Below are 25,638 nucleotides of genomic sequence, written 5' to 3'. Positions count from 1 at the left end.
TCATTCCTCCTTGAGCGGGCGCGCGAAGAGCCCGGAGAGCACGTCGGACACCTCGGCCTCGCCGGCGACCAGCGCGGCGACGGCTTCGGTGATCGGAAGGTCTACCCCGATGCGGGTGGCGAGCGCCATCGCCGCGTCGGCGGTGGCGGCGCCCTCGACGGTGACGCCGGCGGCGAAATCCTCGCCCCGGCCGATGGCAAGGCCGTAGCGGTAGTTGCGCGACCCTTCGGAGGTGGCCGTCAGCACCAGATCGCCGAGCCCCGCGAGGCCGGCGAGCGTCTCGGCCCGGGCGCCGAGGGCGAGCGCCAGCCGCTGCATCTCGGCAAAGCCGCGCGAGATGAGGGCGGCGCGGGCACTCTCGCCGAGCCGGGCGCCCATGGCGGCGCCGCAGGCGATGGCCATGACGTTCTTGAGCGCGCCGCCGAGCTCCGCCCCCGTCACGTCGGTCGAGCGGTAGAGCCGGAGGTTGGGGGTCGAGAGCGCATGCTGCAGACTCTCGCCCAGCGCCTCGTCCTCGCAGGCGAGCGTCAGCGCCGTCGGCAGGCCGGCGGCGATGTCGGCGGCGAAGGAGGGGCCGGTGAGGACGGCCGCCGGATTGCCCGGCATCGCCGCCTCGATCAGCGCCGTCGGGCCGGTGACGGTGCCGAGGTCGATGCCCTTGGCGCAGGCGACGAGCGGGCGCCCGGCGAGCACGCCGGCGCCGGAGAGGAAGCCGCGGAGCGCCTGGGCCGGCACGGCGAGCAGCACGGCCTCGGCGCCCGCCAGCTCGGCGAGATCGGCGGTGAGGCGGATGTTGCCGGGCAGCTCGGCCTCCGGCAGGCGGGGCAGGCGGCGGGAGGCCTCAGCCTCCGCGATCACGCCCGCGTCGCGGCCCCAGAGCAGCACGTCGCGCCCGGCCAGCGCCTCGGCGATGGCGAGCGCCGTGCCGAAGGCCCCGGCGCCGGCGACGGCGATGGGCGAGCTCATGCCTTGGCCCCCTTCTTGCCCGAGCCGATCATCGGCGCGGCGCCCGCGTCCAGCGGCCAGCGGGGGCGGGCGGAGAGCGTCAGGTCGTCCGTCAGCCCCGCCGCGAGCCTGAGCCCGCCCGCATAGGCGATCATCGCCGCATTGTCGGTGCAGAGCTTCAGGGGCGGCGCGGCGAAGGCCACGCCGGCCGCCCGGGCCTCCTCCTCCAGCGCGGCGCGGATGGCGCGGTTGGCGGCGACGCCGCCGGCGACGGCGAAGGCGGGGGCCTCCGGTGCTTCCTCGAGGTAGAGCGCGATGGCCCGGCGAGCCTTCACGCCAAGGATCTCCGTCACCGCCGCCTGGAAGCTGGCGGAGAGGTCGGCGACATCGGCCTCCGTCAGGCCCCCCGCCGCATCGACCAGCCGGTCGCGGGCGCGCAGAAGCGCCGTCTTGAGGCCGGAGAAGCTCATGTCGCAATCCGGCCGGTCGAGGAGCGGGCGGGGCAGGTCGATGCGGGCGGGATCGCCAGCCTCCGCCGCCTTCTCCACCGCCGGGCCGCCGGGCTGGGCCAGGCCGAGGAGCCGCGCCGCCTTGTCGAAGGCCTCGCCCGGCGCGTCGTCGATCGTGCCGCCGAGGCGGGTGAACTCGGTGGCCGAGCGCACGATCAGGAACTGGCAATGCCCGCCGGAGACGAGGAGCATGAGGTAGGGGAAGGCCAGCCCGTCGGTGAGCTGCGGCGTCAGCGCATGGCCGGCGAGGTGGTTCACCCCAATGAGCGGCTTTCCCGTCGCCGCCGCCAGCCCCTTGGCCAGCATGACGCCGGAGAGGACGCCGCCGATCAGCCCGGGCCCGGCGGTGACGGCGATGCCGTCGATCTCGGCGAGCGTGACCCCGGCCCCGGCCAGCGCCGCCTCGACGGCGAAGTCGAGCTTTTCGGCATGGGCGCGGGCAGCGATCTCGGGCACCACCCCGCCGAAGGCGGCATGAAGCGCCTCCTGCCCCATGACGACATTGGCCAGCACCTCGGGCGCCTCGCCCATGCGGACGACGGCGGCGGCCGTGTCGTCGCAGCTCGATTCGATCCCGAGAAGGGTAAACGGCGCGATCATGGCGCTCCCATTGCGGCTGATTGTACGCGAGGTAACATTGTGCCCGGGTGCGAACAATGGCGCTGCCGGTCCGGCGGCGCGAGGGAGGGGGCAACCGCATGGCTCGACCATGGCTGATCATCACAAGGCCGGAGCCGGATTCGCGCCGCTTTGCGGAGGATCTCGGCGAGGTGGCGGCGGAGCTGCTCATCGCGCCGACGCAGGCAATTCACCGGCGCCCCTTCGGCCTGCCCGCAGAGACGCCGGACGGGCTGATCCTCACCTCAGAGAATGCGGCCTATGCCGCCGCCTCGCTGCCGAAGGGCCTGCCCGCCTGGGTGGTCGGCCAGCGGACGGCGGCGGCGGTGCGCGCGGTCGGGGCCAATGTGGTCTTCACCGCGCCCACGGCGGAGAAGCTCGTGACGGCCATGGCGGAGCATCCGCGCGACATGCGGTTCCTCCACCTGCGGGGCGCGCATACGACGGGGAATATCGCGAAGCGGCTCGGCGCCGAGGAGCGCATCGTCTATGTGCAGGAGCCGCGCCCCCTGTCGCCGGCCGCCCGGGAGGCGCTGGGCGGGGAGCGCGCGGTGGTGCTGCCGCTCTTTTCCCCCCGCTCCGCGGTGCTGATGGCGGCGGAAGCCGGGCTGACGGCACCGCTCCATATCGTCGCGATGAGCGAGGCGGTGGCGGAGGCGGCCGGGCCGCTCCGCCCCGCCCGTGTCGAGATCGCGGCCAACCCGACGGCGCGGGACATGTGCGCGGCAGTGCGGCGCGCCATCGCCAGGGTCTGAGCGGGCTGCGGGCGGGTCTGGGGGGCTGTCTGCCCCCCGTCGCCTTAGGCGACTCCCCCCCGAGGATTTGTCGGGAGCAAAGACCGGGGGGCGGGGGCGCGCCGGTCAGAGGCCGAGGACGTCGTACATGTCGTATTCGCCCGGGTGCTTGTCCTGCCCCCAGAGGGCGGCCTTGAGGGCGCCGCGGGCGAAGAGCGAGCGGTCGGTCGCGATATGGCGAAGCTCGATGCGCTCGCCGGCGCCGGCGAAGAGCACCGTGTGCTCGCCGACGATATCGCCGCCGCGGATCGCCGAGAAGCCGATGGCGCCGGGGGCGCGGGCGCCGGTGATGCCGTCGCGGCCGCGCTCGGCATGGTCCTGAAGCGCGATGCCGCGGCCCTTCGCCGCCGCCTCGCCCAGCATCAGCGCCGTGCCGGAGGGCGCGTCGACCTTGTGGCGGTGATGCGCCTCGATGATCTCGATGTCGAAGGCCTCATCCAGCGCCGCCGCCACCCGCTCCGTCATCCGGGCGAGGAGGTTCACGCCGAGGCTCATGTTGCCGGCGCGGACGATCACCGCATGGCGGGCGGCGGCATGGAGCGCCGCGAGATGCTCCGGCTCGAAGCCGGTCGTGCCGATGACATGCACTGCGCGGGCCTGCGCCGTCAGCTCGGCATAGGCGACCGTCGCCGCGGGGGCGGTGAAGTCGATCACCGCCTGCGCCCGGGCGATGGTGGCCACGGGATCATCGCTGACCATGACGCCGAGGGGTGCGCCGCCCATGGCCTCGCCGACATCGCGGCCCACCCAGTCAGACCCTTCGCGGTCGAGCGCGCCGACGAGGCGGAGCCGATCCGTCTCCGCCAGCAGGCGGATGAGGGCCTGGCCCATACGGCCGGAGGCTCCGGTGACGACGACACCGGGTGTCGGGCCAGTGGTGGGGCCTTCTGTCTGGTCCATCTGCGCTGCTCCCTCGCTGTCCTTCCGGCTCTAGCGCCCGGCGGAGAGGCGGGCAACCGCCGCCGCACCATTGGCAAGAGCGCCGGCTTGCCCTAGATCAGCCCCATGAGCCGCAGGCATCCTTCCGACACCGCCGGCCCCACCCAGCGCCAGCTGCGCGTGGGCGAACTCGTGCGCCGGGCGCTCGCCGACATCCTCATGCGCGGCGACGTGCATGACGAGGTGCTCGGCCGCACCTCGATCACCGTCGGCGAGGTGCGCTCCTCGCCCGATCTGAAGATCGCCACCGCCTTCGTCATGCCCTTGGGCGGCATCGACGCCGAGCCGGTGCTGGCGGCGCTGCGGAAGAATTCCGCCGAGATCCGCCATCTCGTCGCCGGGCAGGTCGATCTGAAATACGCGCCGAAGCTGCGCTTCGAGCTCGACGAGACCTTCGACAAGATGGACGAGACCCGCCGTCTCCTGGACGACGAGCGGGTGCGGCGCGACGTCGAGGGATGAACGCCCGGGCCGCGGTCGCGATTCTCTGGCTTCTGGCCCTCGCAGGCCCCGCCGCCGCACTCGATTGCCGGCGCGAGAGCTTCGAGGGCCGATCCTATGCTTTGTGCCGCCTCTCGCCCGAAGAGGGGGACCTGCGGCTCTTCCTCAACGATGCGAACGGCCAGCCCTTCGGCGAGTTCAGCGCCGTCGAGGCGGCCTTCCCCGACAAGCGGCTGGTCTTCGCGATGAACGCCGGGATGTATCATCCCGATCGCGCGGCGGTCGGCTATTACGTCGAAGGCGGCGAGGCGCAGACGCGGCTTCTCACCAGCGCCAGCCCGGGCAACTTCGGGCTTCTGCCCAATGGCGTGCTCTGCCTGACGGCCGACAGCGCCGAGGTCATCGAGACCCGCCGCTTCGCCGAGGAGGAGCCGGCGTGCGACTATGCCACGCAATCGGGGCCGATGCTGGTGATCGACGGCAAGCTGCACCCGCGCTTCCTCGAGAGTTCGACCTCGCGCTATGTGCGCAATGGCGTCGGCACCAGCGCATCCGGGGACGAGGCGGTGTTCGTCATCTCCGACGAGCCGGTGACCTTCTGGGAATTCGGCAGCTTCTTCCGCGATTTCCTGGGGATCGACCAGGCGCTGTTCCTTGACGGCAATGTCTCGCGCCTCCATGCGCCGGATTTCGGCCGCTCGGATGCCGGGCGGGCCATGGGGCCGATCGTCGGGCTGCTGGTTGACCCGCCGGAGGGTGGCGGCTAAGCGGCGCCTTTCTTCGGGCAGCAGGGGCGAGACATGGCACGCAAGCGCAAGGGCCGCCCGGTCTCGGGCTGGCTGATCGTCGACAAGCCGGCGGGCATGGGCTCCACCGATGTCGTCGGCAAGGCGCGCTGGCTTCTGCAGGCGCAGAAGGCCGGCCATGCGGGCACGCTCGATCCGGCGGCGACGGGGCTTCTGGCCCTGGCCTTCGGCGAGGCGACGAAGACCATTCCCTATGTGACCGACGCCTTCAAATGCTACCGCTTCACCGTGCGCTTCGGCGCGGCGACGACGACGGACGACGCCGAGGGCGAGGTCGTCGAGACCTCGGAGACCCGGCCGACGGATGACGAGATCGACGCGGCGCTGGCAGCCTTCCGCGGCCAGATCGAGCAGGTCCCCCCGGCCTTCTCGGCGGTGAAGGTGGACGGCGCGCGCGCCTATGACCTCGCCCGAGACGGCGAGGCGCTGGAGCTCGCCGCCCGCCCGCTCTGGGTCGAGCGGCTGGAGCTGGTGGCGCGGCCGGATGCCGACACGGCAGAGCTCGAGATGGTCTGCGGCAAGGGCGGCTATGTCCGCTCCATTGCCCGCGACCTCGGGCAGGCGCTGGGCTGCCTCGGCCATGTCACCGCGCTCCGCCGGGTCTGGTCGGGGCCCTTCGACCTCGAGGATGCCGTGACGCTGGAGGCGGTCGAGGCGCTGGAGAGCCCCGAGGCGCGCGATGCGCTGCTCCTGCCGATGGACGCGGCGCTCGGCGACCTGCCGGAGGTCGTGGTGCCCGAGTCCTCGTTGGCGCGGCTGCGGAACGGCAACCCGGCGAGCGTCATCGCCTCGGGCGTCGAGTTCGGGGTCGAATGCCTCGCCCGGCACAAGGGCGAACCCGTCGCCATCGGCCGCTACATGGGCGGCGAGTTCCACCCGGCGCGGGTCTTCCCGGTCTCATGAGCTTCCCCGCGGGGGTCGTGGAGCGGCGGCACGAGGCGGGGGGCACCGCCTCGGCGGCGCTCTACTCCTCCTGCGGGGCCTATCGCTACCTGCTGACGCGGCGCTGGGGCGCGGGGCCGCGGGCGCTCTGGATCATGCTCAACCCTTCCACGGCGGACGAGACGCGGAACGATCCCACCATCGCCCGCTGCGAGGCGCGGAGCCGGGAGTGGGGCCTCGGCGGGCTCGCCATCGCCAACCTCTTCGCCTACCGCGCCACGCGGCCGGCGGCGCTGAAGGCCGCCGCCGCGCCGGAGGGGCCGGCCAACCGGGCGGTGATCTCGGCGGCGCTGCGCGAGGATGGTCCGGTCATCTGCGCCTGGGGCGTGCATGGCGCCCATCAGGGCGCCGGCGAGCGGCTGGCGGCGGAGCTTGCGGCCGAGGGCCATGCGCTGACGGTGCTGGGGCTGACCAAGGGCGGGCTGCCGCGCCACCCGCTCTATCTGCGCAGGACGGTGCGGCCGGAGCCCTGGGCCCCGCCTGTCGTCCTGGTGCCGGAGCGCCGCGCAAGCCGCGGTTAACCTCAAGGCGCGAAAGTCGGCCATCCCGGCAGCTAGCTGTGCTAGGCGGGAGGCCTTCTTTGCAGGATGAGTCCCCATGCTGGCGCTCTTCGGTCTCTTCGGCCTGGCGATCATCGGCCTCGCCCTCCCCGGCTTCGGCGGCGACGAGATCCCCGATTCCGAGCCGGAGGAGGAGGGCGAGGACGACGCGCCCGAGATGGTGCCGATCGACCAGCTCCTCGGCGATGACCTGCCGGACGAGCCTCCGCCCGAAGACACTCCCCTCCCGGGCGCCATCGACGATGTCGCGTTCGGCGACGATGCGGATGGGGTGCATCAGGGCGGCGAGGGCGGAGATTACATCGACGGCGAGGGCGGCGACGACCGGATCGACGGCGGCGCGGGCGGTGACGAGCTGCATGGCGGCGAAGGCGACGACGGGATCGACGGCGGCGCGGGGGACGACACGCTCTACGGCCATGTGGGCGACGACGTGATCGCGGGCGGCGCCGGCGACGACACGCTCACCGGCGGGGACGGGGCGGATGTGCTCAATGGCGGCACGGGCGACGACAGCCTCTCCGGCTCTTCCGGCGATGACACGCTGACGGGCAGCGCGGGGCGCGACCTCCTGCAGGGCGGCGAGGGCAACGATTTGGTGGACGGGGTGACGGACGAGCCGTTTTCCTCCGCCGATTTCCTCAACGGCGGCGCGGGTGACGACGTGCTCCTCGGCGGGGCGGGCGACGTGATGAGCGGCGGCATCGGCGCCGACAGCTTCCGCTTCGCCGCCAACGCCGCCGGGCCGGCCGAGGTCAGTGATTTCGACCCCGCGGAGGGCGACGAGATCGTGCTGCGCTACGACCCGGACGGCCCGCTCCCCGAGCTGACGACCGAGGCGGGCGACGGCGTGCTGACGCTCTTCGCCAACGGGATGCCCATCGCGCATCTGGCGGGGCTGGAGAGCCTCGACCTCGGCGCCATACGCCTCGTGGCCCGCTAGCCCCTTCCCAAAGGCGCGCGAATCCCCTATCAGCCCGCATCCGCCATGGGGCGGTCCCCCTCCAAGGGCCCTGCTGGACGACATCCCGGCTTGCGCCATCACCTCGAACCCAAGGAGACCCCGATGTCGATCACGCCCGACGAGAAGACCCGTCTGATCAAGGAATACGGCACCAAGGAGGGCGACACCGGTTCGCCCGAAGTCCAGGTGGCGATCCTCAGCTCGCGCATCGCGACGCTCACCGAGCACTTCAAGACGCACAAGAAAGACAACCACGGCCGCCGCGGCCTTCTGAAGATGGTTGCCCAGCGCCGGAAGCTGCTCGACTACGTCAAGCGCAACGACGAAGCCCGCTACCAGGACCTGATCCAGCGCCTCGGCCTCCGCCGCTGAGCCTGTCAGCCCTCGCGAGTTTGGAAGCGCGCCCCCCGGGCGCGCTTTTTCTTTGCGCGGAGGTGGGCTCGGGGGCCAGATTGGCGCCGAAGGAGGCACCGATGACCCGGGACGAGCTGATGGCCGAGCTCAAGGCGCTCGGTGACGACAAGATGCGCGAGAGCCACATCCGCCACGGGGCGGGGGAGGACGCATTCGGCGTCAAGATGGGCGACATCCGCAAGCTGGCGAAGGCCAGCAAGGGCGGCCACGAGCTGGCGCTGGAGCTTTGGGAGACCGGCCAGTTCGAGGCGCGGATGCTGGCGATCCTGCTCATGAAGCCCAAGCGGCTTTCGGCGGAAGAGATGGAGGGGCTGATCCGGGAGAACCGGGTGATGCAGGTCTCCGACTGGCTGAACTCCTATGTGCTGAAGCAGCATCCCGCGAAGGAAGAGCTTCGCCAGCGCTGGGAGTCCGCGGAGGACCCGATGCTGGCCCGCGCCTACTGGAGCCTGACGGCGGAGCGCGTCACCAAGGCGCCGGAGGGGCTTGCGCTCGGCCCGCTGCTCGACCGGATCGAGGCGGAGATGGCCGAGGCCCCGCCCGAGCCGCAATGGACGATGAACAACACGCTCGCCGCGATCGGCATCAACCATGAAGCGGAGCGCGAGCGGGCGCTGGAAATAGGCGAGCGGCTCGGCGTCTACCGCGACTACCCGACGCCCAAGGGCTGCACCTCACCCTTCGCGCCCCTCTGGATCAACGAGATGGTCGGGCGGCAGAGCTGAGGCACCGAGCGCCTGGGTCGCGACCCGGGCGGGCTACAAACCCACCCTACTCGACCGTGTCGTCCAGCCCCTCCGGCTGGCCGGCGATGGCGAAGTAGAGCTCGTCCGGCTTCAGGATCCGCGCCGCGACCCGGTTCACATCCTCCAGCGTCACCGCCTCGATGTAGCTGTTGCGATGCACCACGTAGTCGGGCGGCAGGTCGATCATCTGCATGCCGACCATGATTTTGGCGATCTCGGCATTGCCGTCGAAGCGCAGGGGATATTCGCCCGTCATGTAGGTCTTCGCGGCCTCGAGCTCCTCGGCCGTCACGCCGTTCTCGGCGAAGTCGGCCCAGACGTCGCGCACCACCTCGACCGCCTCTGCCATGGTGCCGTTGGCGCTGGCGAAGGAGCCGACGATGGCCTCGGCATTGTCGAAGACATAGAGCGAGGTGCTGGCCCCGTAGGTGAGGCCACGTTTCTCGCGCAGCTCCTGCATGAGACGCGTGTCGAAGCCGTCGCCGCCGATGATCTGGTTGAGCACCGCGGCGGCGAAGTAATCCGGATCCTCCCAGCCGATGCCCTGATGGCCGAAGATGGCGATGCTCTGCGGCGTGGCGAAATCGACGATGTCGACGCCGCCGGGCGCCGCGAAATCGACATGGCCCTCGGCAGTCGGCCCCTCGGCCGGGATACCGTCCAGCAGCTCGTCGACCAGCGCCGTCGCCTCCTCCGCCGTGAGGTCGCCGACGGCGCCGACATAGAGCCCCTCGCGGGTCAGGATGTCGGCGAAGCTCTGCTGCAGGTCGGCCCGGGTGAGGGCGGAGACGCTCTCGACCGTGCCGTCCGAATCGCTGCCATAGGGATGGCCGGGGAAGGCCGCCGCGAAGAAGCGGTGCGAGGCGAGCGTGCCGGGGCGCCGCTCGGCGGCCGAGAGCCCGGCCAGCACCTGGGCGCGCACCCGCTCCACCGCGTCGTCGTCGAAGCGCGGCTCCGTCAGCGCCTGGTGGAGCAGCGCCACGGCCTCGTCCCGGTTCGACGACAGCATGCGCGCGGAGATCGCCAGCGCATCGTCGTAGACGCGGAAGGAGAAATCCGCCGCCAGCCCCTCGCGGGCGGTCTGGAAGGCGGCGGCATCCATGTCTCCCGAGCCTTCCTCGATGAGGCCGGTCATCAGGTTGGCGGCACCGCGCAGACCCTCCGGGTCGAGCGCCGCGCCGCCCCGGGCGCGGATCTCGAGCGCGACGAAGGGCAGGGAATGCTCCTCGACCAGCCAGAGGTCGACGCCGCCGGGCGTCGTGAGCGTCTGAATCTCCACCTCCGCCACGGCGGGGGTGGCGAGAAGCATCAGGGCAGCAAAGGCATGGCGGATCATTGCAGCGCCTCCTGGCGATCGGCGACGACATAGGCGGTGACGGACTGGCGGATGTCGAAGACGGCGGCGGCGGCCTCCATCACGTCCTGCGGCGTCACCGCCTGCAGCACCTCGGGCCAGGCCTCGATATCCTCGATGGTGAGGCCGGAGGTCAGGCCCATGCCGTAGCGGCGGGCGAGGCCTTCCATATCGTCCTGCGCATAGATTTCGCCGGCCTGGAGCTGGGTGCGGATGCGGGCGAACTGCTCTACGTCGATCCCCTCCTCGAGGAACCCGGCCAGCACCTCGTCCAGCGCCGCCTCGGCCTCGGCGAGGGTCACGCCCTCCGACGGGGCGACGGTGAGCGTGAAGGTCGTGTCATCCAGCGACAGCCCGCTGTAGCCGGCGCCGGAGAAGAGCGCGATGTCCTCCTCGAAGCTCAGCTCGCGGGCGAGGATGGAGGTGAAGCTCGAGCCGCCCAGGATCTGCGCGAGATAGACGAGCGCCGCCGCCTCGCCCTGCGCGCCGGCATCGCGCTCGGGGGCGAGATAGGAGCGGGTGACGTAATCCTGCCCGACGCGAGGGTCGGCGAAGATCAGGCGCCGCTCGGCGATCTGCGGCGGCTCTTCGGCGCGGTTGCGCTCCGGCAGGTCGGGCTCGGCGGGGATGGGCCCGTAATATTGCTCGGCGAGGGCGAGCACCTCCTCGGGCACCACGTCGCCCGCCACCACGAGAATGGCATCGTTCGGCGAATAGAAGAGCTCGTACCAGGCGAGCGCGTCCTCGCGGGTCAGCGCCTCCATCTCGTGGCGCCAGCCGATGATCGGCATGCCGTAGCGATGGTTGAGATACTGCGCCGCCGCGATCTGCTCGCGGGCGAGGGCATTGGCGTTGTTGTCGACGCGCTGGCTGCGCTCTTCGAGGATGACATTGCGCTCGGTGACGATCTCTTCCTCCGTCAGGCGGAGGTTCACCATCCGGTCGCTTTCCATCTCCATCATCAAGGGCAGCCGGTCGGCGGCGATGCGCTGGTAATAGGCGGTGTAATCCCAGGAGGTGAAGGCATTGTCCGACCCGCCGTTGGCGGCGACGGTGGAGGAGAATTCGCCGGAGGCGAGCGTATCGGTCGCCTTGAACATCAGATGTTCGAGGAAATGCGCGACGCCGGAGAGCCCGGCCGGCTCGTCGGCCGATCCGGCGCGGTAGTAGACGGAATGCACGACGATGGGCGCGCGGTGATCCTCGATCACCACGATCTCCATGCCGTTGGCGAGTCTGCTGGTGGTGACGTCGCCCGTCTCGGCAAGGGCCGGCGAGACCAACGCGGGCGATGCGAGGATGGCGAGCGAAAGGGTGAGGGCGCGCATGGTCTCCTCCCTGCGGGATCCAGGGCGGAGACTACAGGCGCCGCGCCCATCCGCAAGGCGGGCCACCAATCCGTGATGGGCCGCGAGCGGTAGACGGGCGGGGGCGGGGGTGGCTATGTTTCCCCTAGGGAAAAGGAGAGAGCCATGGATCTCGGCGCGTTTTCGGTGAGCCTCGCGGTGAATGATCTGGCGAAGAGCCGGGCATTCTACGAGGCGCTGGGCTTTGCGGGTATCGGCGGGGATGGCGAGCATTACCTCATCCTGAAGAACGGCGCGGCCACGATCGGGCTCTTCCAGGGGATGTTCGAGGGCAACATCCTGACCTTCAATCCGGGCTGGACGGCCGACGGGGCGGAGGCCGACCCCTTCACCGACATCCGGGACATCCAGGCGCGGCTGAAGGCGGCCGGGATCGAGCTGACGCAAGAGACGGACCCGGACGGCACGGGGACCGGCCATGTGGCGCTGACCGACCCCGACGGCAACGCCATCCTCATCGACCAGCACCGCGCGAAGGGGTGAGGCGTAGGGTGGGTTTCCAACCCACCACCTTCCCGCCGCCCGAGCGATGCCCCGCCCGGTGCGCGCCGGAACGGCGCACGGCGAGCGCCGGCCCGTCCCGCGGGCTGGCGCTCTGGTGAGGTCAGGCGCCGCGTTGGGGTCGGAGGTGGGTTGCACCATAAAGCGCGCTGCGGCACGGGCAGGAGCGCCATCCCACGGGCCGGCGCTCGCCCTCCGCGGCACCCGCGGGATGTGTTGAGGGGGAGAACGGTGGGTTGAAAACCCACCCGACGCCTCACCGCCAGGTCAGCGCCTCAGCGCGGGCTGCGCTTCGCCAGGATCCGCTGCAGGGTCCGCCGGTGCATCCCGAGCCGCCGCGCGGTTTCGGAGACATTGCGGTCGCAGAGCTCGTAGACCCGCTGGATATGCTCCCAGCGCACCCGGTCGGCGCTCATAGGGTTCTCCGGCGGCGAGGGCAGCGTGCCGGCCGCGGAGAGAAGCGCCCTTGTGACGTCATCGGCATCGGCGGGCTTGGCGAGGTAGTCGGTGGCCCCGATCTTCACCGCCGCCACGGCCGTGGCGATGGCGCCATAGCCGGTCAGCACGACGATCCGGCAATCGGGCCGCGTCTCGCGCAGGGTCTCGACCACCTCGAGTCCGTTGCCATCGTCGAGACGCAGATCGACGACCGCATAAGCGGGCGGGTGGTTCGCGGCCACTGCCTTGCCGTCGGCGACGCTCTCGGCCATCTCGACTGTGAAGCCACGCTTTTCCATGGCGCGCCCGAGACGCTTGAGAAACGGCTCATCGTCGTCAACGAGAAGAAGCGTTGTGTCTTCGCCGAGTGAAAAGTCGTTGTTTACCATGGAGCTACCGTCCTTCCGGAGGTGCTTTAGCTCTTGGTCGCCCAAGGGTCAATTTGACCTTAGGTCGACTTCTCGCAAATTCGTGAAGCAGACGAGCCGCGCGGCAAGGGCGGAGGGGCTTTCCTCCCTGCGAACGATATCGGCGACGCGGCCGCCGGGCAACATGATGTAGGACAGCGCGGTATGCGACATCGTGTAGAACGCCTCCTCCCCCGGATCGCGCGCGTAGGCCACGCCAAAGGCTTCTGCCACCTGTGAAATCTCCTCCGCGCTGCCGGTGAGGCCGAGCATCCGGTCATGGAAATTATCGGTGAACCGGGCAAGAACCTCCGGCGTATCGCGATCCGGATCGATCGTGATGAAGACGGGGAGCACCGGCTCGGCGGCCTCTGCCGTAGCCTCCTCCACCGCGAGCGCGTTGCGCATCGCGTCGATGGGGCAAATATCAGGGCAGAAAGTGTAGCCGAAGTAAACGAGCGAAAACCCGCCTAGGGCCTCGGAAACAGCGATCGCCTCCCCCGTTTCGCTGACGAGGCCGAGCGGCGCCTCGGCCGAAAGGGCCGGCAGACCGGCCGGCACGGCGGCGGGCCCGTCCTCTCCCCGGCAGGCGACGAAGGGATCGTCGGGCGCGAGCGGGCCGGTCGTGGCGAGCCAGGTGCCGCCGAGGGCCAGGGCGAGAAGGCAGGCGCCACCGGCGGCGATCATGGCGCGGCGCTGCATGCTCTTCCTCCCGCCAATCGTGGGCCCGGTCGGCCCGGCAGCCAATTGACCCTGCGGGACCACCCCATAACATAGGCAGGGCCAGAGGAAAGCGACCCCGATGACCGTTCCCCCACCCGGCGGCCCCGCCCGCCCGCTCAAGATGCCCGACATGGTCGCCGAGCCCATCGCGGCCCCCCTCGCCGCGAACGGCCCCGCCGCCGGCCCGAAGACCGACTACACCGCCGGCCCCTTCGCCGTTCGCGCCGGGGCCGAGGCGCTGGGGCTGCGCACCTCGCGGGCGATGCGGCTGAAGACGATGCTGCTCCTGCGCTGGGTCGCCATCGTCGGGCAGATCGCCGGCGTCCTCGTCGCCTGCCTGGGCTGGGGCCTGCAGATCGACCTGCCGATGGTGGGGCTCGCGATCGGCGCCTCGGTGATGCTCAACTTCGCCTGTCTGGCGCTCTACGATTCCGGGCACATGCTGACGGAGCACGAGGCGGGCGGGATGATCGCCTTCGACATGCTGCAGCTCGGCGCGCTGCTCTATCTGACCGGCGGGCTGATCAACCCCTTCGCGCTCCTCCTCCTTCCCCCGATCACCATCGCGGCGACGGCGCTGCGCCTGCGCGTCACGCTGCCGCTCGGGGCGCTCACCGTCTTCGTGCTGACCGCCCTGCTCCTGTGGAACCGGCCGATCATCACCGCCGACGGCAGCGTCTTCGCCCTGCCGCAGAGCTGGATCGTCGGCTTCTGGCTGGCGCTCGTCATCGGCTCGATCTTCCTGTCGCTCTATGCGCATCGGGTGACCGCCGAGATGGCGGAGCTCTCCGAGGCGCTCTCGGCCACGCAACTCGCGCTCGCCCGCGAGCAGAAGCTCACCGATCTCGGCGGCGTGGTGGCGGCGACGGCACATGAGCTGGGCACGCCGCTGGCCACGATCAAGCTGGCGGCGGCCGAGCTCGCCGACGATCTGACGGAGCGGCCGACGCTCGCCGCCGACGCCCAGCTCATCGCCGACAGCGCCGACCGCTGCCGGGACATCCTGCGCGCCATGGGCCGCGCCGGGAACGAGGACATGCAGGTCCGCAACGCGCCGGTGATGACGGTGATCCGCGAATCGGCCGAGCCGCACATGGCGCGCGGCAAGACCGTGACCTTCACGAGCCCCCGCAGCCCCGGCCGCGATCAGCCGCGGATCTGGCGGCGGCCCGAGGTGATCCACGGGCTGCGCAACCTCATCCAGAACGCCGTCGACTTCGCGGCGACCGAGGTGCGGATCGAGACGCGATGGACGGCGCTCGAGATCAGCGTGACGATCTCCGACGACGGGCGCGGCTTCTCGCCCGGGGTGCTGGCGCGCATCGGCGAGCCCATGCAGCGGCGCCGCCGCACCGCCGACGAGGCCCCGCGCCAGCCCGGCTATGATGGCCTGGGGCTTGGACTTTTCATCGCCAAGACCTTGCTGGAGCGGAGCGGCGCCCGGCTCTCCTTCGGCAATGGCCATGGCGCCGCGGACGGGTTGCAGGGCGCGGTCGTGACCGTCACCTGGCCCCGCTCGCAAATCGAGGCCCCGGCCAGCGGCCCGCTCGGCCCCAACCTGCCGCTCGCGAGCTGAGACCCGGCGGCGCGCCCACCCGCCCCGCCCGGAGGCGTCACTCGCGGCGAAAATGACGCTACGGCATCTCGGCGCGCGGCTTGCCCGTGAGACGGCGTTTTCGGTCTAAGATGACGCTTGGTTAACTCCTTCTTAACGTCTCCATCCCGATCGTCATCGGGCTGCTATCTTGAACGGTCGCCGATGTTGCCAGTTGCCGATTCTCTGCTCACGCTCCTCGCCGCGGCGCTCTGCGGCGGTGCCGTTGCCCTGCTCCTGCCGGGCCTCTTCGGCGCCACCTGGGCGCAGCTCACGGGGCGGCGGCGGGCGGGCGGCGAGGTGGCGACCTTCCTCTTCGAGGACGAGCGGCTGATCGACGCCTCCGCCGCGGCGCAGGCGCTTCTGCCCGCCGGCGAGGGCGGCCGCGCCGGCGCGAGCGATCTGCAGCGCCTCGTCGCCCAGCTCGAGCCGCGCTTCACCGGCATCGGCGCGCTGGCGGAGGATCTGCTGACCGGCGAGCGCCGGCATCTCGGCAGCAGCTTCGGCGAGGCCCGGGTGGAGCTGGCCCGCTGGGGCGCGCGGCTCCGCGTCACCCTCACGACGGCGCCCCGCGCGCGCGACGACGCCCCGCCGGCCGTGGCCGCGGTGATGGAGGAGCTGCAGGTCCTGCGCACGATCGGCGATGCCGCCCCCCTGCCCATCTGGAAGATCGACAGGACCGGCCGCATCTCGTGGGCCAACAGCGCCTATCTGACGCTCTGCGACATGATGCGCCCGATGGAGGGCGCCGCCGGCGACGGGCGCGACTGGCCGCCGCCCATCATCTTCGATCAGCTCGCCCCGCCCGCCAGCGAGGATGATCCGGCCTCCACCCGCTGCGACATCTCGCTGCCCGGCGCCGCCCGGGCGCAGTCGTTCGACATCACATTGGTGCGGCGGGGCGGCGAACTCATCGCCTATGCGGTCGACGTGACCGAGATGGCCGAGGCCACCCAGGCGCGGGCGGAATTCGTGCAGACCCTGTCGAAGACCTTCGCCCAGCTCTCCATCGGCCTCGCCATCTTCGACCGGCAACGGCGGCTGATGATCTTCAACCCCGCCTTCACCGACCTCACCGGCTTCGCCGTGTCGTTCCTCTCGGGCCGGCCGACGCTCGCGAGCGTGCTCGACCGGATGCGCGACAAGCACATCCTGCCGGAGCCGAAGAACTACCGCTCCTGGCGCGAACAGCTCACGCGGGTCGAAAGCCAGGCGCGGCAAGGCACCTTCGGCGAGACCTGGGTGCTGCCCTCGGGCCAGACCATCCGCGTCACCGGCCGGCCGCATCCCGACGGGGCGCTGGCCTTCCTCTTCGAGGACATCACCGGAGAGGTCGCGCTCACCCGCCACTTCCGGGAGGAGATGGACCTTGCCCAGGCCGTCCTCGACCGGACGGAGGAGGGCATCGCCGTCTTCACCGCCGGCGGCCGGCTCAGCCTCGCCAACGAGCCCTACGAGGACATGTGGGGCCCGGCCGAGGCGCGGCTGAGCGAGCTGGTCATCTCCAGCGAGATCGAGCGCTGGCGCCAGGCCGCGCCGAGCCGCGTCTGGCAGCGACTGCGCGAGACGGCAGAGACGCGGAGCGCCCGGCGCGGCTGGGTCGGGCTGGTAAAGCGGCGCGATGGCCGGATGCTCCGCCTGAGGGTGGAGCCGCTGCCGGCCGGGGCGCTGCTCGTGGGCTTCCTGCAGACCGGCCTGCCGGATCGGCCGCCCGCCGCCCTGCCCGCCCCCGACAGCCTGCCGGCGCTCATGCCCGCCGAGGCGCCGCCCGGCGAGTGAGGCGCGGTGGCGGGCCCGAAGCCACTCCCGCAGGCCGAGGCCCAGCGCCAGAGCCCGCGACCGCCCGATGCAAACGCCCTTTTCCAAATCCTCCGGGGGTGTGGGGGTTGGCCCCCACGCCACCCCGGATGGCGCGGGCCCAGGCGCGACAGGCAGCGCCCTGCCCAAATGGGCATCGCCGCCCCGCGGCCGGACCCGTCCCGCCAACTTCGCCCTTTCGGCCCGCAGCCCCCGCCCCTAAACTCCCGCCCCATGGACCCCTTCGGCACCCTCGATCTCGCCGGCGAAGCGGCGACGCTGGCCTTTGCCGGTCGCCTCGCGCCCTGCCTTGCACCCGGCGATGTGCTGGCGCTTTCGGGCGAGATCGGGGCGGGCAAGAGCGTCCTCGCCCGGGCGCTGATCCGCGCCCGGCTCGGCGATCCCGCCGCCGAGGTGCCGAGCCCCAGCTACACGCTGGTGCAGGCCTATGCCGCACCCGGCGGCGAGATCTGGCACGCCGATCTCTACCGCCTCTCCGCACCCGAGGAGGCCGACGAACTCGGGCTCTGGGCGGCGCAGGAGGAGGGGGCGATCCTCCTCATCGAATGGCCCGAGCGGCTGGCGGGGGCGCTGCCGCCCTCCGCCCTGACGCTCCGGCTCGAGGCCGGCAGCCCGGCCCATCGGCTGACGCTCCTGGGCGCGCCTGCATGGCGCGAGAGGCTGGAGGCAGCGCTTGACCCCGTCTGACGCACCCCCCGGCCCCCCCGAGCCTTTCACCGAGCTCACCGTCGGGCCGCCGATCCCCGCCCCGCCCCGCGGCTCGGAGGAGGCGGCGGAGGCCTGGCTCGGCGGCACCGCCGCGGCCGGTTGGGACGCGGCGCCCCTGCCTGCCGATGCCTCGAGCCGGCGCTACTGGCGGCTGACCGGCCCGAAGGGCGCGACGATGCTCCTCATGCAGGCGCCGCCCGAGACGGTGGCGCCCTTCACCTCCATGGCCGCGCACCTGCGGCTCCTCGGCCTCGCCGCGCCCGAGATCCTCGATGCCGCGCCCGAGGAGGGGCTCGCCCTCGTCGAGGATCTGGGGCCGGAGACGCTCGCCGCCCGGCTTGCCCGCAAGCCGAAGGGCGAGGCGAAGGCCAGCCGGCTCGTCGCCGATCTTCTCGCCTTCCTCGCCCGAACCCAGCCGCCCGCGGCGCTGCCGCCGCTCGGCCCCACCGAAGGTGCCGCCCAGCTCGCACCGCTCTTCGAGCATTACGCCGCCACGCCGCCCGAGGCGGCGGAGGCGCTGCGGGCCGGGCTGCGGGGCCGGCTGACCGAGCTCGGCTGCGTGCCCGATCACCTGTCGCTGCGCGACTTCCACGCCGAGAACCTGATCTGGCGGAAGGGCGAGAGCGGCCTGCGCCGGCTCGGCATCATCGACTTCCAGGATGCGGTGCTGGCGCCCCGCGCCTATGACCTCGCCTCCTGGATCACAGACGCCCGCCGCGACGCCGCGCCCGGCCTCGCCGAGGAGGTGACGGCCCGCTTCGCCGCCGCGCTGGAGCTGCCGGAGCGGCAGATCGCCGCCGAGGTGGCGGTGCTCGGGCTCATGCGGAGCCTGCGGATCCTCGGCCTCTTCGCCCGGCTGGCGCGGCATGGGCGGCGGAGCTACCTGGCCTTCGTCCCGAGGGTCTACACCCATGTGGAGACCTGCCTGACCCATCCCGCCGCCGCCCAGCTCGCGCCCCTCGTCCGCGCCGCCGCCCCGCCGCCGGAGGCACTCCTGCCGGGGCGGGCGCCATGAGCCGGCCCTCTGCCGCCATGATCCTCGCCGCCGGGCGCGGCACCCGCATGGGCGCACTGACGGCGGACCGCCCGAAGCCGCTCATCGAGATCGCCGGCCGGCCGCTCATCGACCATGCGCTGGCGCTAACCGAGCCGCTCCTCCCCCTCACCCGCGTCGTGAACCTGCACTACCGCGGCGCCCAGCTTCGGGCGCATCTGGAGGGTCGGGGGATCCTCTTCTCCGAAGAGCCCGAGCTCCTCGAATCCGGCGGCGGCCTGCGCGCCGCCCTGCCGCTTCTGGGGCCGGAGCCCTGCTTCGTCCTCAATGCCGACGCCGCCTGGGAGCGGCCCACCGCCCTCACCGAACTCGCCCGCGCCTGGGACCCGGAGCGCATGGATGCGCTCCTCCTCCTCGTGGCCCGCGAGGCCGCCATCGGCCATCCGGGGCTGGGCGATTTCGACCTCTCGCCCGAGGGGCGGCTCGCCCGGGGGCGCGGCTATGTCTATACCGGGGCGCATGTGACGAAGACGGGGGGGCTGGCGGAGATCGGCGAGAAGGCGTTCTCTCTCAACATGCTGTGGGACAGGATGATCGCTGGCGGCCGGCTCTTCGGTCTCGTCCATGAGGGCGCCTGGGTCGATGTCGGCCAGCCGGCGTCGCTGCCCCTTGCGGAGAGCCTCTTGGCCCGCGTGACGGCCCGTGCCTGAGCCCGTCTTCAAGCCTGATGTCTGCGCTCATGTCTGACCCCGTCCTCTTCGAGCGTCCCGGCCTCTTCACCCTGCCGCCCGGCGTCGATTTCGCGCGCGAGGTGCTCGCCGGGCTCGACCGGCGGCTCGGCGGGCAGCCGCCCGAGGCGCGGGCGCGGGTAACGATCTGGGTCAACACCAACCGCATGGCGCGGCGCATCAAGGAGATCGCGGCCGAGGGCGGCGCGGGGCTCCTGCCGCGCATCCGCACGCTGAACGACCTCGTGCTCCTGCCCGAGGCCGGCGAGGGCGCGCCCGTCCCCGCGCTCCGCCGCAAGCTGGAGCTGACGCGGCTCACCGCCGCGCTCCTGCGCGCCCGGCCCGAGCTCGCGCCCCGCGCCGCGCTCTTCGACCTCGCCGAGAGCCTCCATGGCCTCCTGTCGGAGATGGAGGGCGAGGGCGTGCCGCCCGAGGCGCTGAGGGAGCTCGATGTCTCGGACCTCTCCGGTCATTGGGCGATGGCGCAGGAGTTCCTCTCCATCGCCACCGGCTTTCTGGGCGCGACCGGCGCCCCGCCGGGGCAGGAGGGGCGGATGCGCGCCGCCGTCGCCGGGCTCGCCGCCCGCTGGGCCGAGGTTCCGCCGGAGGGCCCGGTGCTCGTCGCCGGCTCGACCGGCTCGCGCGGCGCGGCGGCGGAGCTGATCCGCGCCGTCGCCGCCCTGCCGAACGGCGCCGCGATCCTGCCGGGGGTCGATACCGACCTGCCGCAGGAGGTCTGGTCTTCCATGGGCGGGCCGCTGTCCGGCGAGGATCACCCGCAATACCGCTTCCGCCGGCTGGCGGAGGCGATGGACCTCACCGAGACCGCCCTGCCCCGCTGGACCGACGCCACCCCCGCCGCGCCCGAGCGCAACCGGCTTGTGTCGCTCGCGCTCCGCCCCGCGCCGGTCACCGACGCCTGGCTGGCGGAGGGGCCGCGGCTCGAGGGGCTCGCGGAGGCCACGCGGGCACTGACGCTGCTCGAGGCGCCCGACCCCCGCTACGAGGCCGAGGCCATCGCCATCCGGCTGCGGCAGGCGGCCGCCGAGGGCCAGTCCGCCGCGCTGGTGACGCCTGACGGCAGCCTTGGCCGCCGCGTCGCCGCCGCCCTGTCGCGCTGGGGCATCAGGCCGGACGAATCGGCCGGCCTGCCACTGCCCCTTACCGCACCCGGCCGGTTCCTGCGGATGGTGGCGGAGCTCTACGTCCGCCCGCCGGATGCCGCCCAGCTCCTCGCGCTGCTGAAGCATCCCTTCACCCTGTCGGACGGCCGCGACCGCGGCAATCACGTCCGCCGCACGGCGGCGCTGGAGCTCTACCTGCGCAAGACCGGCGCGCCGACGCCGGGGCCGAGCACCTTCAGGCGCATGGCCGAGCGCGGGATCAAGGGCGACGACCGGCTCTGGGTCTGGGCCGAATGGCTGGAGGATTGCCTGACGCTCGGCCCGCCCGGCGAGATGCCGCTCGCCGATCACGTCGCCCGCCACCTGTCGCTGGCCGAGCGCCTCGCCGCCGGCCCGGGGCAGGAGGGCGCCGGGCGGCTCTGGGAGGAAGAGCCGGGCCGCGTGGCCCGCCGCGCCATGGCGGCGCTCGAGGCCCATGCCGATGCGGCCGGCGAGATCGACGCCGCCGAATATGCGGCGCTGCTCCACGGCGTGCTGGCGGCAGACGAGGCGCGGCGCGACGAGCCGGGCCATCCTCTGATCCGCATCCTCGGCCCCCGCGAGCTGCGCGAGCAGGGGGCGGAGCTGATGATCCTCGCCGGGCTCAACGAGGGCTCCTGGCCCGAGCCGCCGGCGGCCGATCCCTGGCTCAACCGGCGGATGCGGGCGGAGGCCGGGATGCTTTTGCCCGAGCGGCGCATCGGGCTGGCGGCGCATGACTTCCAGCAGGGGATCGCGGCGCGCGAGGTCTGGCTGACCCGCGCCGCCCGCTCCGACGAGGCGGAAACGGTGCCCTCGCGCTGGCTGAACCGGCTGACGAACCTCCTCTCGGGGCTCGAGGCGGGCCGCCCGCTGCTCGATGCCATGCGCGCCCGGGGCGCGGCGGCGCTCGCCCTCGCCGAACGGCTCGAGCGCCCCGCCGGCCCGCCGCGCGCGGCGCCGCGCCCGGCGCCCCGCCCGCCGGTCGCCCAGCGCCCGACCGAGCTGTCCGTCACCGATATCGGCCGGCTCCATGCCGACCCTTACGCGATCTATGCCCGCAAGGTCCTGCGGCTCCGCCCGCTCGACCCGCTGGTGCCAGAGCCCGACGCGCGGCTCCGTGGCGAGATCCTGCACAAGATCTTCGAGCGCTTCGTGAAGGACGGCCCGCCGGCCGCCGCCCCCACGGCGGAGGCGGAGCTCATGCGCGCGACCGCGGCCGTCCTCGCCGAGCATTGCCCCTGGCCCTCGATGCGCCGCCTCTGGCGCGCCCGCATCGCGCGGATCGCGGTGCCCTTCCTCGCCGGCGAGATCACCCGCCAGCTTCGCGCCCTGCCCGGGCTCTTCGAGCAGCGGGGGGCGCTGCCGGTCGGCGCGACGGGCGTGACGCTCGTCGCCAAGGCCGACCGGATCGACGTGGCGGGCGGGCGCGAGGTCTGGGTCTATGACTACAAGACCGGCGACCCGCCGACGGTGCCCTCGCAGAAATCGCACGAAAAGCAGCTTCTCCTCGAGGCGGCGCTGATCGAGAACGGCGGTTTCGCCGAACTCGGGCCTATGCCGGTCGTCGGGGCCGAATACATCGGCCTCAACCGCGCGGCCCGCATCGTGCCGGCCCCGCTCGGCGACGAGCCGGCGGCGGAGGTCTGGGCGGGGCTCGAGCGGCTGGTGGCCGGCTGGATGACGCAAGACCGGGGCTATGTCTCGCGCCGCTGGCCGGGGCGGTTCGACGGCGATTACGACCACCTCGCCCGCTACGGCGAGTGGGACGAAAGCGACCCGCCGCGGCCGGAGGATGTGGCATGAGCCCCGATCCCGCCAGCGCCCGCCAGCACCTCGCCTCGGCGCCGGGCCTCTCGACCTGGCTCGCGGCCAATGCCGGCTCGGGCAAGACGCGCGTGCTGACCGACCGGGTGGCGCGGCTCCTCCTCGGCGGGGCGGAGGCGGCGAACATCCTTTGCCTCACCTATACCAAGGCGGCGGCGGGAGAGATGCAGAACCGCCTTTTCACCCGCCTCGGCGCCTGGGCGATGCTGGGCGACGATGCGCTCCGCGCCGAGCTGGCGAGCCTTGGCGAGGCGGGGCCGTTCGGGCCCGAAGAGCTGGCCGCCGCCCGCACCCTCTTCGCCCGCGCCATCGAGGTGCCGGGGGGCCTCCGCATCCAGACGATCCACGCCTTCTGCGCCGCGCTGCTCCGCCGCTTTCCGCTCGAGGCCGGGGTCGGCCCCGGCTTTTCCGAGATGGAAGAGCGGGAGGCCGAGCTCCTCCGCCGCGAGATCTTCGAGGAGATGGCGGGCGGGCGTGACCAGGGCCTTGTGGATGCGCTCGCGGAGCATCTCTCAGGCGAGGAGGCGCTGACGACGCTCCTCGCCGAGCTCGCCGCCGAGGCGCCCCGCTTCGCCGCGAGGCCGGACCGCGCCGCTCTGCGCGCGGCCCTCTCCCTCGGCGAGGGTGACAGCATGGAGCGGCTCTGCGCCGGCCTGCCCTGGGAGGCCTGCGAGAAAGACGTACTCGCCGCCCTGCCCCACCTCGCCCGCGGCGGCGCGACCGACCAGAAGCTCGCCGCCGCGCTCCATGCCGTCGACTGGAGCCAGCCGCTCCGCGCCATCGACCTCGAAGGGCTGGAAGGCGCGCTTCTCACCGGCGCCACGGCGAAGGAGCCCTTCACGGCCAAGACAGGCAAGATCCCCACCAAGGCGCTTCGCGAGGCGCATCCCGAGATCACGGACTGGCTCGACCCGCTGATGGAGCGGCTCGAGGCCGCCCGCCCCGCGAGGCTCGCCCTCACCGCGCTTGCCCGGGCCGAGGCGCTTCATGCCTTCGCCCACCGCTTCTGCGCCCGGCTGGCGGAGGAGAAGACGCGCCGCGGCCTCCTCGGCTTCGACGATCTGATCGCGGGGGCGAACCGGCTCCTCTCCGACCCCAAGGTGGCGGACTGGGTGCTCTACCGGCTCGATGGCGGGATCGACCATATCCTCGTCGACGAGGCGCAGGACACCTCGCCCGGCCAGTGGCAGGTCATCGAGCATCTCGCCCGCGAGATCACCGCCGGCGAAGGCGCGCGCGGCCCGGGGCGGACGCTCTTCGTCGTCGGCGACATGAAGCAGTCGATCTATTCCTTCCAGGGTGCCGACCCGGAGGGCTTCGCCCGGATGCGTGCGCATTTCGCCGCGCAGCTGCCGCCGCCCGGCCTGCACGAGCAGGCGCTGCAGCATTCCTTCCGCTCCGCCAAGGCGGTGCTGGACGCGGTCGATCTGACCTTTGCCCGGGTCGAAGGCGCCCCGCTCCTCCCCGATGCCAATCCGCATATCGCCTTCCACGAGGCGATGCCCGGCCGGGTGGACCTCTGGCCCGCCCTGCCGAAGGACGACCGCGCCGAGGCGCCGGCCTTCGACAGCAGCGAAGACCCGCTCGGCGCCCGCAAGGCTCAGACGCTTCTGGCGGAGACCCTCGCCGCCGAGCTGAAGCGCATGATCGCCGAGGAGCGCCTGCCCGAGCGGCGTGCGGACGGCTCCTGGGGCGCGCGGGCGATCCACGAGGGCGACGTGCTGATCCTCGTGCGCGGGCGGCAGAAGCGGCTCTATTCCGAGATCATCCGCGCCTGCAAGGCGGCCGGGCTCGCGGTGGCGGGGAAGGACCGGGTGAAGCTCGCATCCGAACTCGCGGTGAAGGACATCGGCGCCGTCATCCGCTTTCTCGCGCTCGACGATGACGACCTGTCGCTGGCAGCGGCGCTGCGCTCGCCGCTCTTCGGCTGGTCGGAGCAGCAGCTCCACGCCCTCGCCCGGCCCCGGGGCGGCCGCTCGCTCTGGCAGGCGCTGCGAGAGGCGCCGGGCCATGAGGAGACGAAGGCGATCCTCACCGATCTGCGCGATCAGGCCGATTACCTGCGCCCCTATGACCTCGTCATGCGGCTCCTCACCCGCCACGGCGGGCGGAAGCGCCTGCTGGAACGGCTCGGGATGGAGGCGGAGGAAGGGATCGACGCGCTCCTCGCCCAGGCGCTGGCCTACGAGCGGCGCGAGGTGCCCTCCGTCACCGGCTTCGCCGAGTGGATGCAGACAGAAGAGATCGACATCAAGCGCCCGCTCGGCCAGGCGGAGCGGCGCATCCGGGTGATGACGGTGCATGGCGCCAAGGGGCTCGAGGCGCCGATCGTGATCCTGCCCGATTGCGCCGACCGGCAGGCGCAGCCGCGCGGGCAGGTGCTGGCCGGCGACGGCCCGCCCTTCTGGGCCACCCGCAAGGACGAGATGCCCCCCGCCCTCGCCCGGCTCCGCGAGGCGGAGGCCGAGGCGGAGCGGCGCGAGGAACTCCGGCTCCTCTACGTCGCCATGACCCGGGCGGAGCAATGGCTGATCCTCGCGGCGGCGGGCGATGCCGAGAAGGACGAGAGCTGGCACCGGCTGGTGGCGGCGGGGCTGGAGCATGGGGGCGCGGTGGATCTCGCGGCGCCCACCGGCCCCGGGCGGCGCCTGCAATCGGGCGACTGGCCGATGGCCGGCTCCGACGCCGCCCCGGCGCCTGAGCCCCCTGCCCCGCCGGAGCCGCTGGAGCTGTTGCCGCTGCCGCCCGCCGCGCGCCCGGCCATGCTGGTCTCGCCCTCCGATCTCGGCGGCGCCAAGGCGCTGCCCGGCGACACGTTCGGCGAGGGCGGCGATGCCTCCCGCCGCCGCGGCCGGCACCTGCACCTGCTGCTCGAGCATCTGCCGGCGCTGGTGGCCCCGGCGCGCGAGGCGGCCGCCCGCCAGCTTCTCGCCGCCGCCGAGGAGCCGCCGGAGCCCGAGGAGGCCGCCCGGCTCATCGCCGATTCCGCCCGGCTGATCGGCGCCCCGGCGCTCGCCGCGATCTTCGCCCCGTCCGCGCTCGCCGAGGTCGAACTCAGCGCCGCGCCGCCCGCCTTCCACGGGCGGCGGCTCCTCGGGGTGATCGACCGGCTGATCGTCACCGACGAGGAAGTCCATGCCATCGACTTCAAGACCAACCGGATCGTCCCCGACCGGCCGGGCGCGACGCCCGAAGGCATCCTCCGCCAGATGGCCGCCTACGGCACGATGCTGCGCGAGATCTACGGCGTGCGGCCGCTCCGCCTGTCGGTGCTCTGGACGGCGACGGGCCAGTTGATGGAGATGCCATGGCCGCTTCTGGAGGATGCGCTCCTCCGGGTGGAGTTGCCGTAGGGGTCG

23 protein-coding genes are annotated in these 25,638 nt (G+C 72.5%); 16 read left to right on the top strand and 7 right to left on the bottom strand.

Annotation, left to right across the window (positions count from 1 at the left end):
- Both ACAZ03_RS00525 and tsaD read right to left on the bottom strand, forming a co-directional pair.
- Positions 1-966, bottom strand: coding sequence for an NAD(P)H-dependent glycerol-3-phosphate dehydrogenase (locus ACAZ03_RS00525; RefSeq protein WP_373355381.1), 966 nt, complete (start codon positions 964-966; stop codon positions 1-3).
- Positions 963-2,054 (bottom strand): tRNA (adenosine(37)-N6)-threonylcarbamoyltransferase complex transferase subunit TsaD, encoded by a 1,092-nt coding sequence (tsaD, locus tag ACAZ03_RS00520; protein ID WP_373355380.1) that lies wholly within the window; start codon positions 2,052-2,054, stop codon positions 963-965. Before tsaD ends, ACAZ03_RS00525 begins: the two co-directional genes overlap by 4 nt.
- Before the next feature lie 98 nt (positions 2,055-2,152).
- Between tsaD and ACAZ03_RS00515 the strand changes: the two genes are divergently transcribed.
- Positions 2,153-2,827, top strand: coding sequence for a uroporphyrinogen-III synthase (locus ACAZ03_RS00515; protein WP_373355379.1), 675 nt, complete (start codon positions 2,153-2,155; stop codon positions 2,825-2,827).
- A 105-nt stretch (positions 2,828-2,932) separates the two neighbouring features.
- Here the strand turns inward: ACAZ03_RS00515 and dapB are convergent, their stop codons facing one another.
- On the bottom strand, positions 2,933-3,766 hold the full coding sequence (dapB, locus tag ACAZ03_RS00510) for a 4-hydroxy-tetrahydrodipicolinate reductase (protein ID WP_373355378.1): 834 nt from the start codon (positions 3,764-3,766) through the stop codon (positions 2,933-2,935).
- Between the two features lie 105 nt (positions 3,767-3,871).
- Here dapB and rbfA point away from each other — a divergent pair, with 105 nt between their 5' ends.
- From rbfA to ACAZ03_RS00475, 7 genes are all read left to right on the top strand, one after another.
- On the top strand, positions 3,872-4,267 hold the full coding sequence (gene rbfA / locus ACAZ03_RS00505) for a 30S ribosome-binding factor RbfA (RefSeq protein WP_373355377.1): 396 nt from the start codon (positions 3,872-3,874) through the stop codon (positions 4,265-4,267).
- Positions 4,264-5,013 carry a phosphodiester glycosidase family protein gene (locus ACAZ03_RS00500; protein ID WP_373355376.1) on the top strand — a complete coding sequence of 250 codons (750 nt, stop codon included), beginning with the start codon at positions 4,264-4,266 and terminating at the stop codon, positions 5,011-5,013. Before rbfA ends, ACAZ03_RS00500 begins: the two co-directional genes overlap by 4 nt.
- A 33-nt stretch (positions 5,014-5,046) precedes the next feature.
- A complete protein-coding gene (truB, locus tag ACAZ03_RS00495; protein ID WP_373355375.1) occupies positions 5,047-5,955 on the top strand; it encodes a tRNA pseudouridine(55) synthase TruB in 909 nt (302 codons plus the stop codon).
- The gene (locus tag ACAZ03_RS00490; protein ID WP_373355374.1) at positions 5,952-6,515 is read left to right on the top strand and encodes a DUF1643 domain-containing protein; all 564 of its coding nucleotides are present in this window, start codon (positions 5,952-5,954) and stop codon (positions 6,513-6,515) included. The genes truB and ACAZ03_RS00490 overlap by 4 nt, the downstream gene beginning before the upstream one ends.
- Before the next feature lie 76 nt (positions 6,516-6,591).
- Positions 6,592-7,497 carry a calcium-binding protein gene (locus ACAZ03_RS00485; protein WP_373355373.1) on the top strand — a complete coding sequence of 302 codons (906 nt, stop codon included), beginning with the start codon at positions 6,592-6,594 and terminating at the stop codon, positions 7,495-7,497.
- 123 nt (positions 7,498-7,620) lie between these two features.
- Positions 7,621-7,890, top strand: a complete 270-nt coding sequence (rpsO, locus tag ACAZ03_RS00480; protein WP_373355372.1) for a 30S ribosomal protein S15 — start codon at positions 7,621-7,623, stop codon at positions 7,888-7,890.
- Positions 7,891-7,991: 101 nt separating this feature from the next.
- Positions 7,992-8,657 carry a DNA alkylation repair protein gene (locus ACAZ03_RS00475; protein WP_373355371.1) on the top strand — a complete coding sequence of 222 codons (666 nt, stop codon included), beginning with the start codon at positions 7,992-7,994 and terminating at the stop codon, positions 8,655-8,657.
- A 46-nt stretch (positions 8,658-8,703) separates the two neighbouring features.
- Here ACAZ03_RS00475 and ACAZ03_RS00470 read toward each other — a convergent pair whose 3' ends face one another.
- Both ACAZ03_RS00470 and ACAZ03_RS00465 read right to left on the bottom strand, forming a co-directional pair.
- On the bottom strand, positions 8,704-10,014 hold the full coding sequence (locus ACAZ03_RS00470) for a M16 family metallopeptidase (protein ID WP_373355370.1): 1,311 nt from the start codon (positions 10,012-10,014) through the stop codon (positions 8,704-8,706).
- Positions 10,011-11,360, bottom strand: a complete 1,350-nt coding sequence (locus ACAZ03_RS00465) for a M16 family metallopeptidase (protein ID WP_373355369.1) — start codon at positions 11,358-11,360, stop codon at positions 10,011-10,013. The genes ACAZ03_RS00470 and ACAZ03_RS00465 overlap by 4 nt, the downstream gene beginning before the upstream one ends.
- Before the next feature lie 144 nt (positions 11,361-11,504).
- Here ACAZ03_RS00465 and ACAZ03_RS00460 point away from each other — a divergent pair, with 144 nt between their 5' ends.
- On the top strand, positions 11,505-11,882 hold the full coding sequence (locus ACAZ03_RS00460; protein WP_373355368.1) for a VOC family protein: 378 nt from the start codon (positions 11,505-11,507) through the stop codon (positions 11,880-11,882).
- Between the two features lie 293 nt (positions 11,883-12,175).
- Here ACAZ03_RS00460 and ACAZ03_RS00455 read toward each other — a convergent pair whose 3' ends face one another.
- Entirely contained in the window at positions 12,176-12,727 is a 552-nt protein-coding gene (locus tag ACAZ03_RS00455; protein ID WP_373355367.1) for an ActR/PrrA/RegA family redox response regulator transcription factor, read from the bottom strand.
- Positions 12,728-12,775: 48 nt separating this feature from the next.
- The gene (locus ACAZ03_RS00450; protein WP_373355366.1) at positions 12,776-13,447 is read right to left on the bottom strand and encodes an SCO family protein; all 672 of its coding nucleotides are present in this window, start codon (positions 13,445-13,447) and stop codon (positions 12,776-12,778) included.
- A 142-nt stretch (positions 13,448-13,589) separates the two neighbouring features.
- On the opposite strand from ACAZ03_RS00450, the gene regB reads away from it, so the two are divergent.
- From regB to addA, 7 genes are all read left to right on the top strand, one after another.
- Positions 13,590-15,044 carry a sensor histidine kinase RegB gene (regB, locus tag ACAZ03_RS00445; RefSeq protein WP_373355365.1) on the top strand — a complete coding sequence of 485 codons (1,455 nt, stop codon included), beginning with the start codon at positions 13,590-13,592 and terminating at the stop codon, positions 15,042-15,044.
- A gap of 183 nt (positions 15,045-15,227) precedes the next feature.
- Positions 15,228-16,841 (top strand): PAS-domain containing protein, encoded by a 1,614-nt coding sequence (locus ACAZ03_RS00440; RefSeq protein WP_373355364.1) that lies wholly within the window; start codon positions 15,228-15,230, stop codon positions 16,839-16,841.
- 252 nt (positions 16,842-17,093) lie between these two features.
- Entirely contained in the window at positions 17,094-17,567 is a 474-nt protein-coding gene (gene tsaE, locus ACAZ03_RS00435; RefSeq protein ID WP_373355363.1) for a tRNA (adenosine(37)-N6)-threonylcarbamoyltransferase complex ATPase subunit type 1 TsaE, read from the top strand.
- Complete coding sequence (locus ACAZ03_RS00430) at positions 17,554-18,603, top strand: aminoglycoside phosphotransferase family protein (RefSeq protein ID WP_373355362.1); 1,050 nt, start codon at positions 17,554-17,556, stop codon at positions 18,601-18,603. The genes tsaE and ACAZ03_RS00430 overlap by 14 nt, the downstream gene beginning before the upstream one ends.
- Positions 18,600-19,292 (top strand): nucleotidyltransferase family protein, encoded by a 693-nt coding sequence (locus tag ACAZ03_RS00425; protein WP_373355361.1) that lies wholly within the window; start codon positions 18,600-18,602, stop codon positions 19,290-19,292. Before ACAZ03_RS00430 ends, ACAZ03_RS00425 begins: the two co-directional genes overlap by 4 nt.
- A gap of 29 nt (positions 19,293-19,321) precedes the next feature.
- On the top strand, positions 19,322-22,258 hold the full coding sequence (gene addB / locus ACAZ03_RS00420) for a double-strand break repair protein AddB (RefSeq protein ID WP_373355360.1): 2,937 nt from the start codon (positions 19,322-19,324) through the stop codon (positions 22,256-22,258).
- On the top strand, positions 22,255-25,632 hold the full coding sequence (gene addA / locus ACAZ03_RS00415) for a double-strand break repair helicase AddA (RefSeq protein WP_373355359.1): 3,378 nt from the start codon (positions 22,255-22,257) through the stop codon (positions 25,630-25,632). Before addB ends, addA begins: the two co-directional genes overlap by 4 nt.
- The last annotated feature ends 6 nt before the right edge of the window (positions 25,633-25,638 follow it).

The organism is Pseudoroseicyclus sp. CXY001, assembly GCF_041714655.1.
Classification (GTDB): Bacteria; Pseudomonadota; Alphaproteobacteria; order Rhodobacterales; family Rhodobacteraceae; genus Pseudoroseicyclus_A.
Note: the sequence above shows the minus strand (reverse complement) of the source record. Positions and strands in the feature narration are given on the sequence as shown.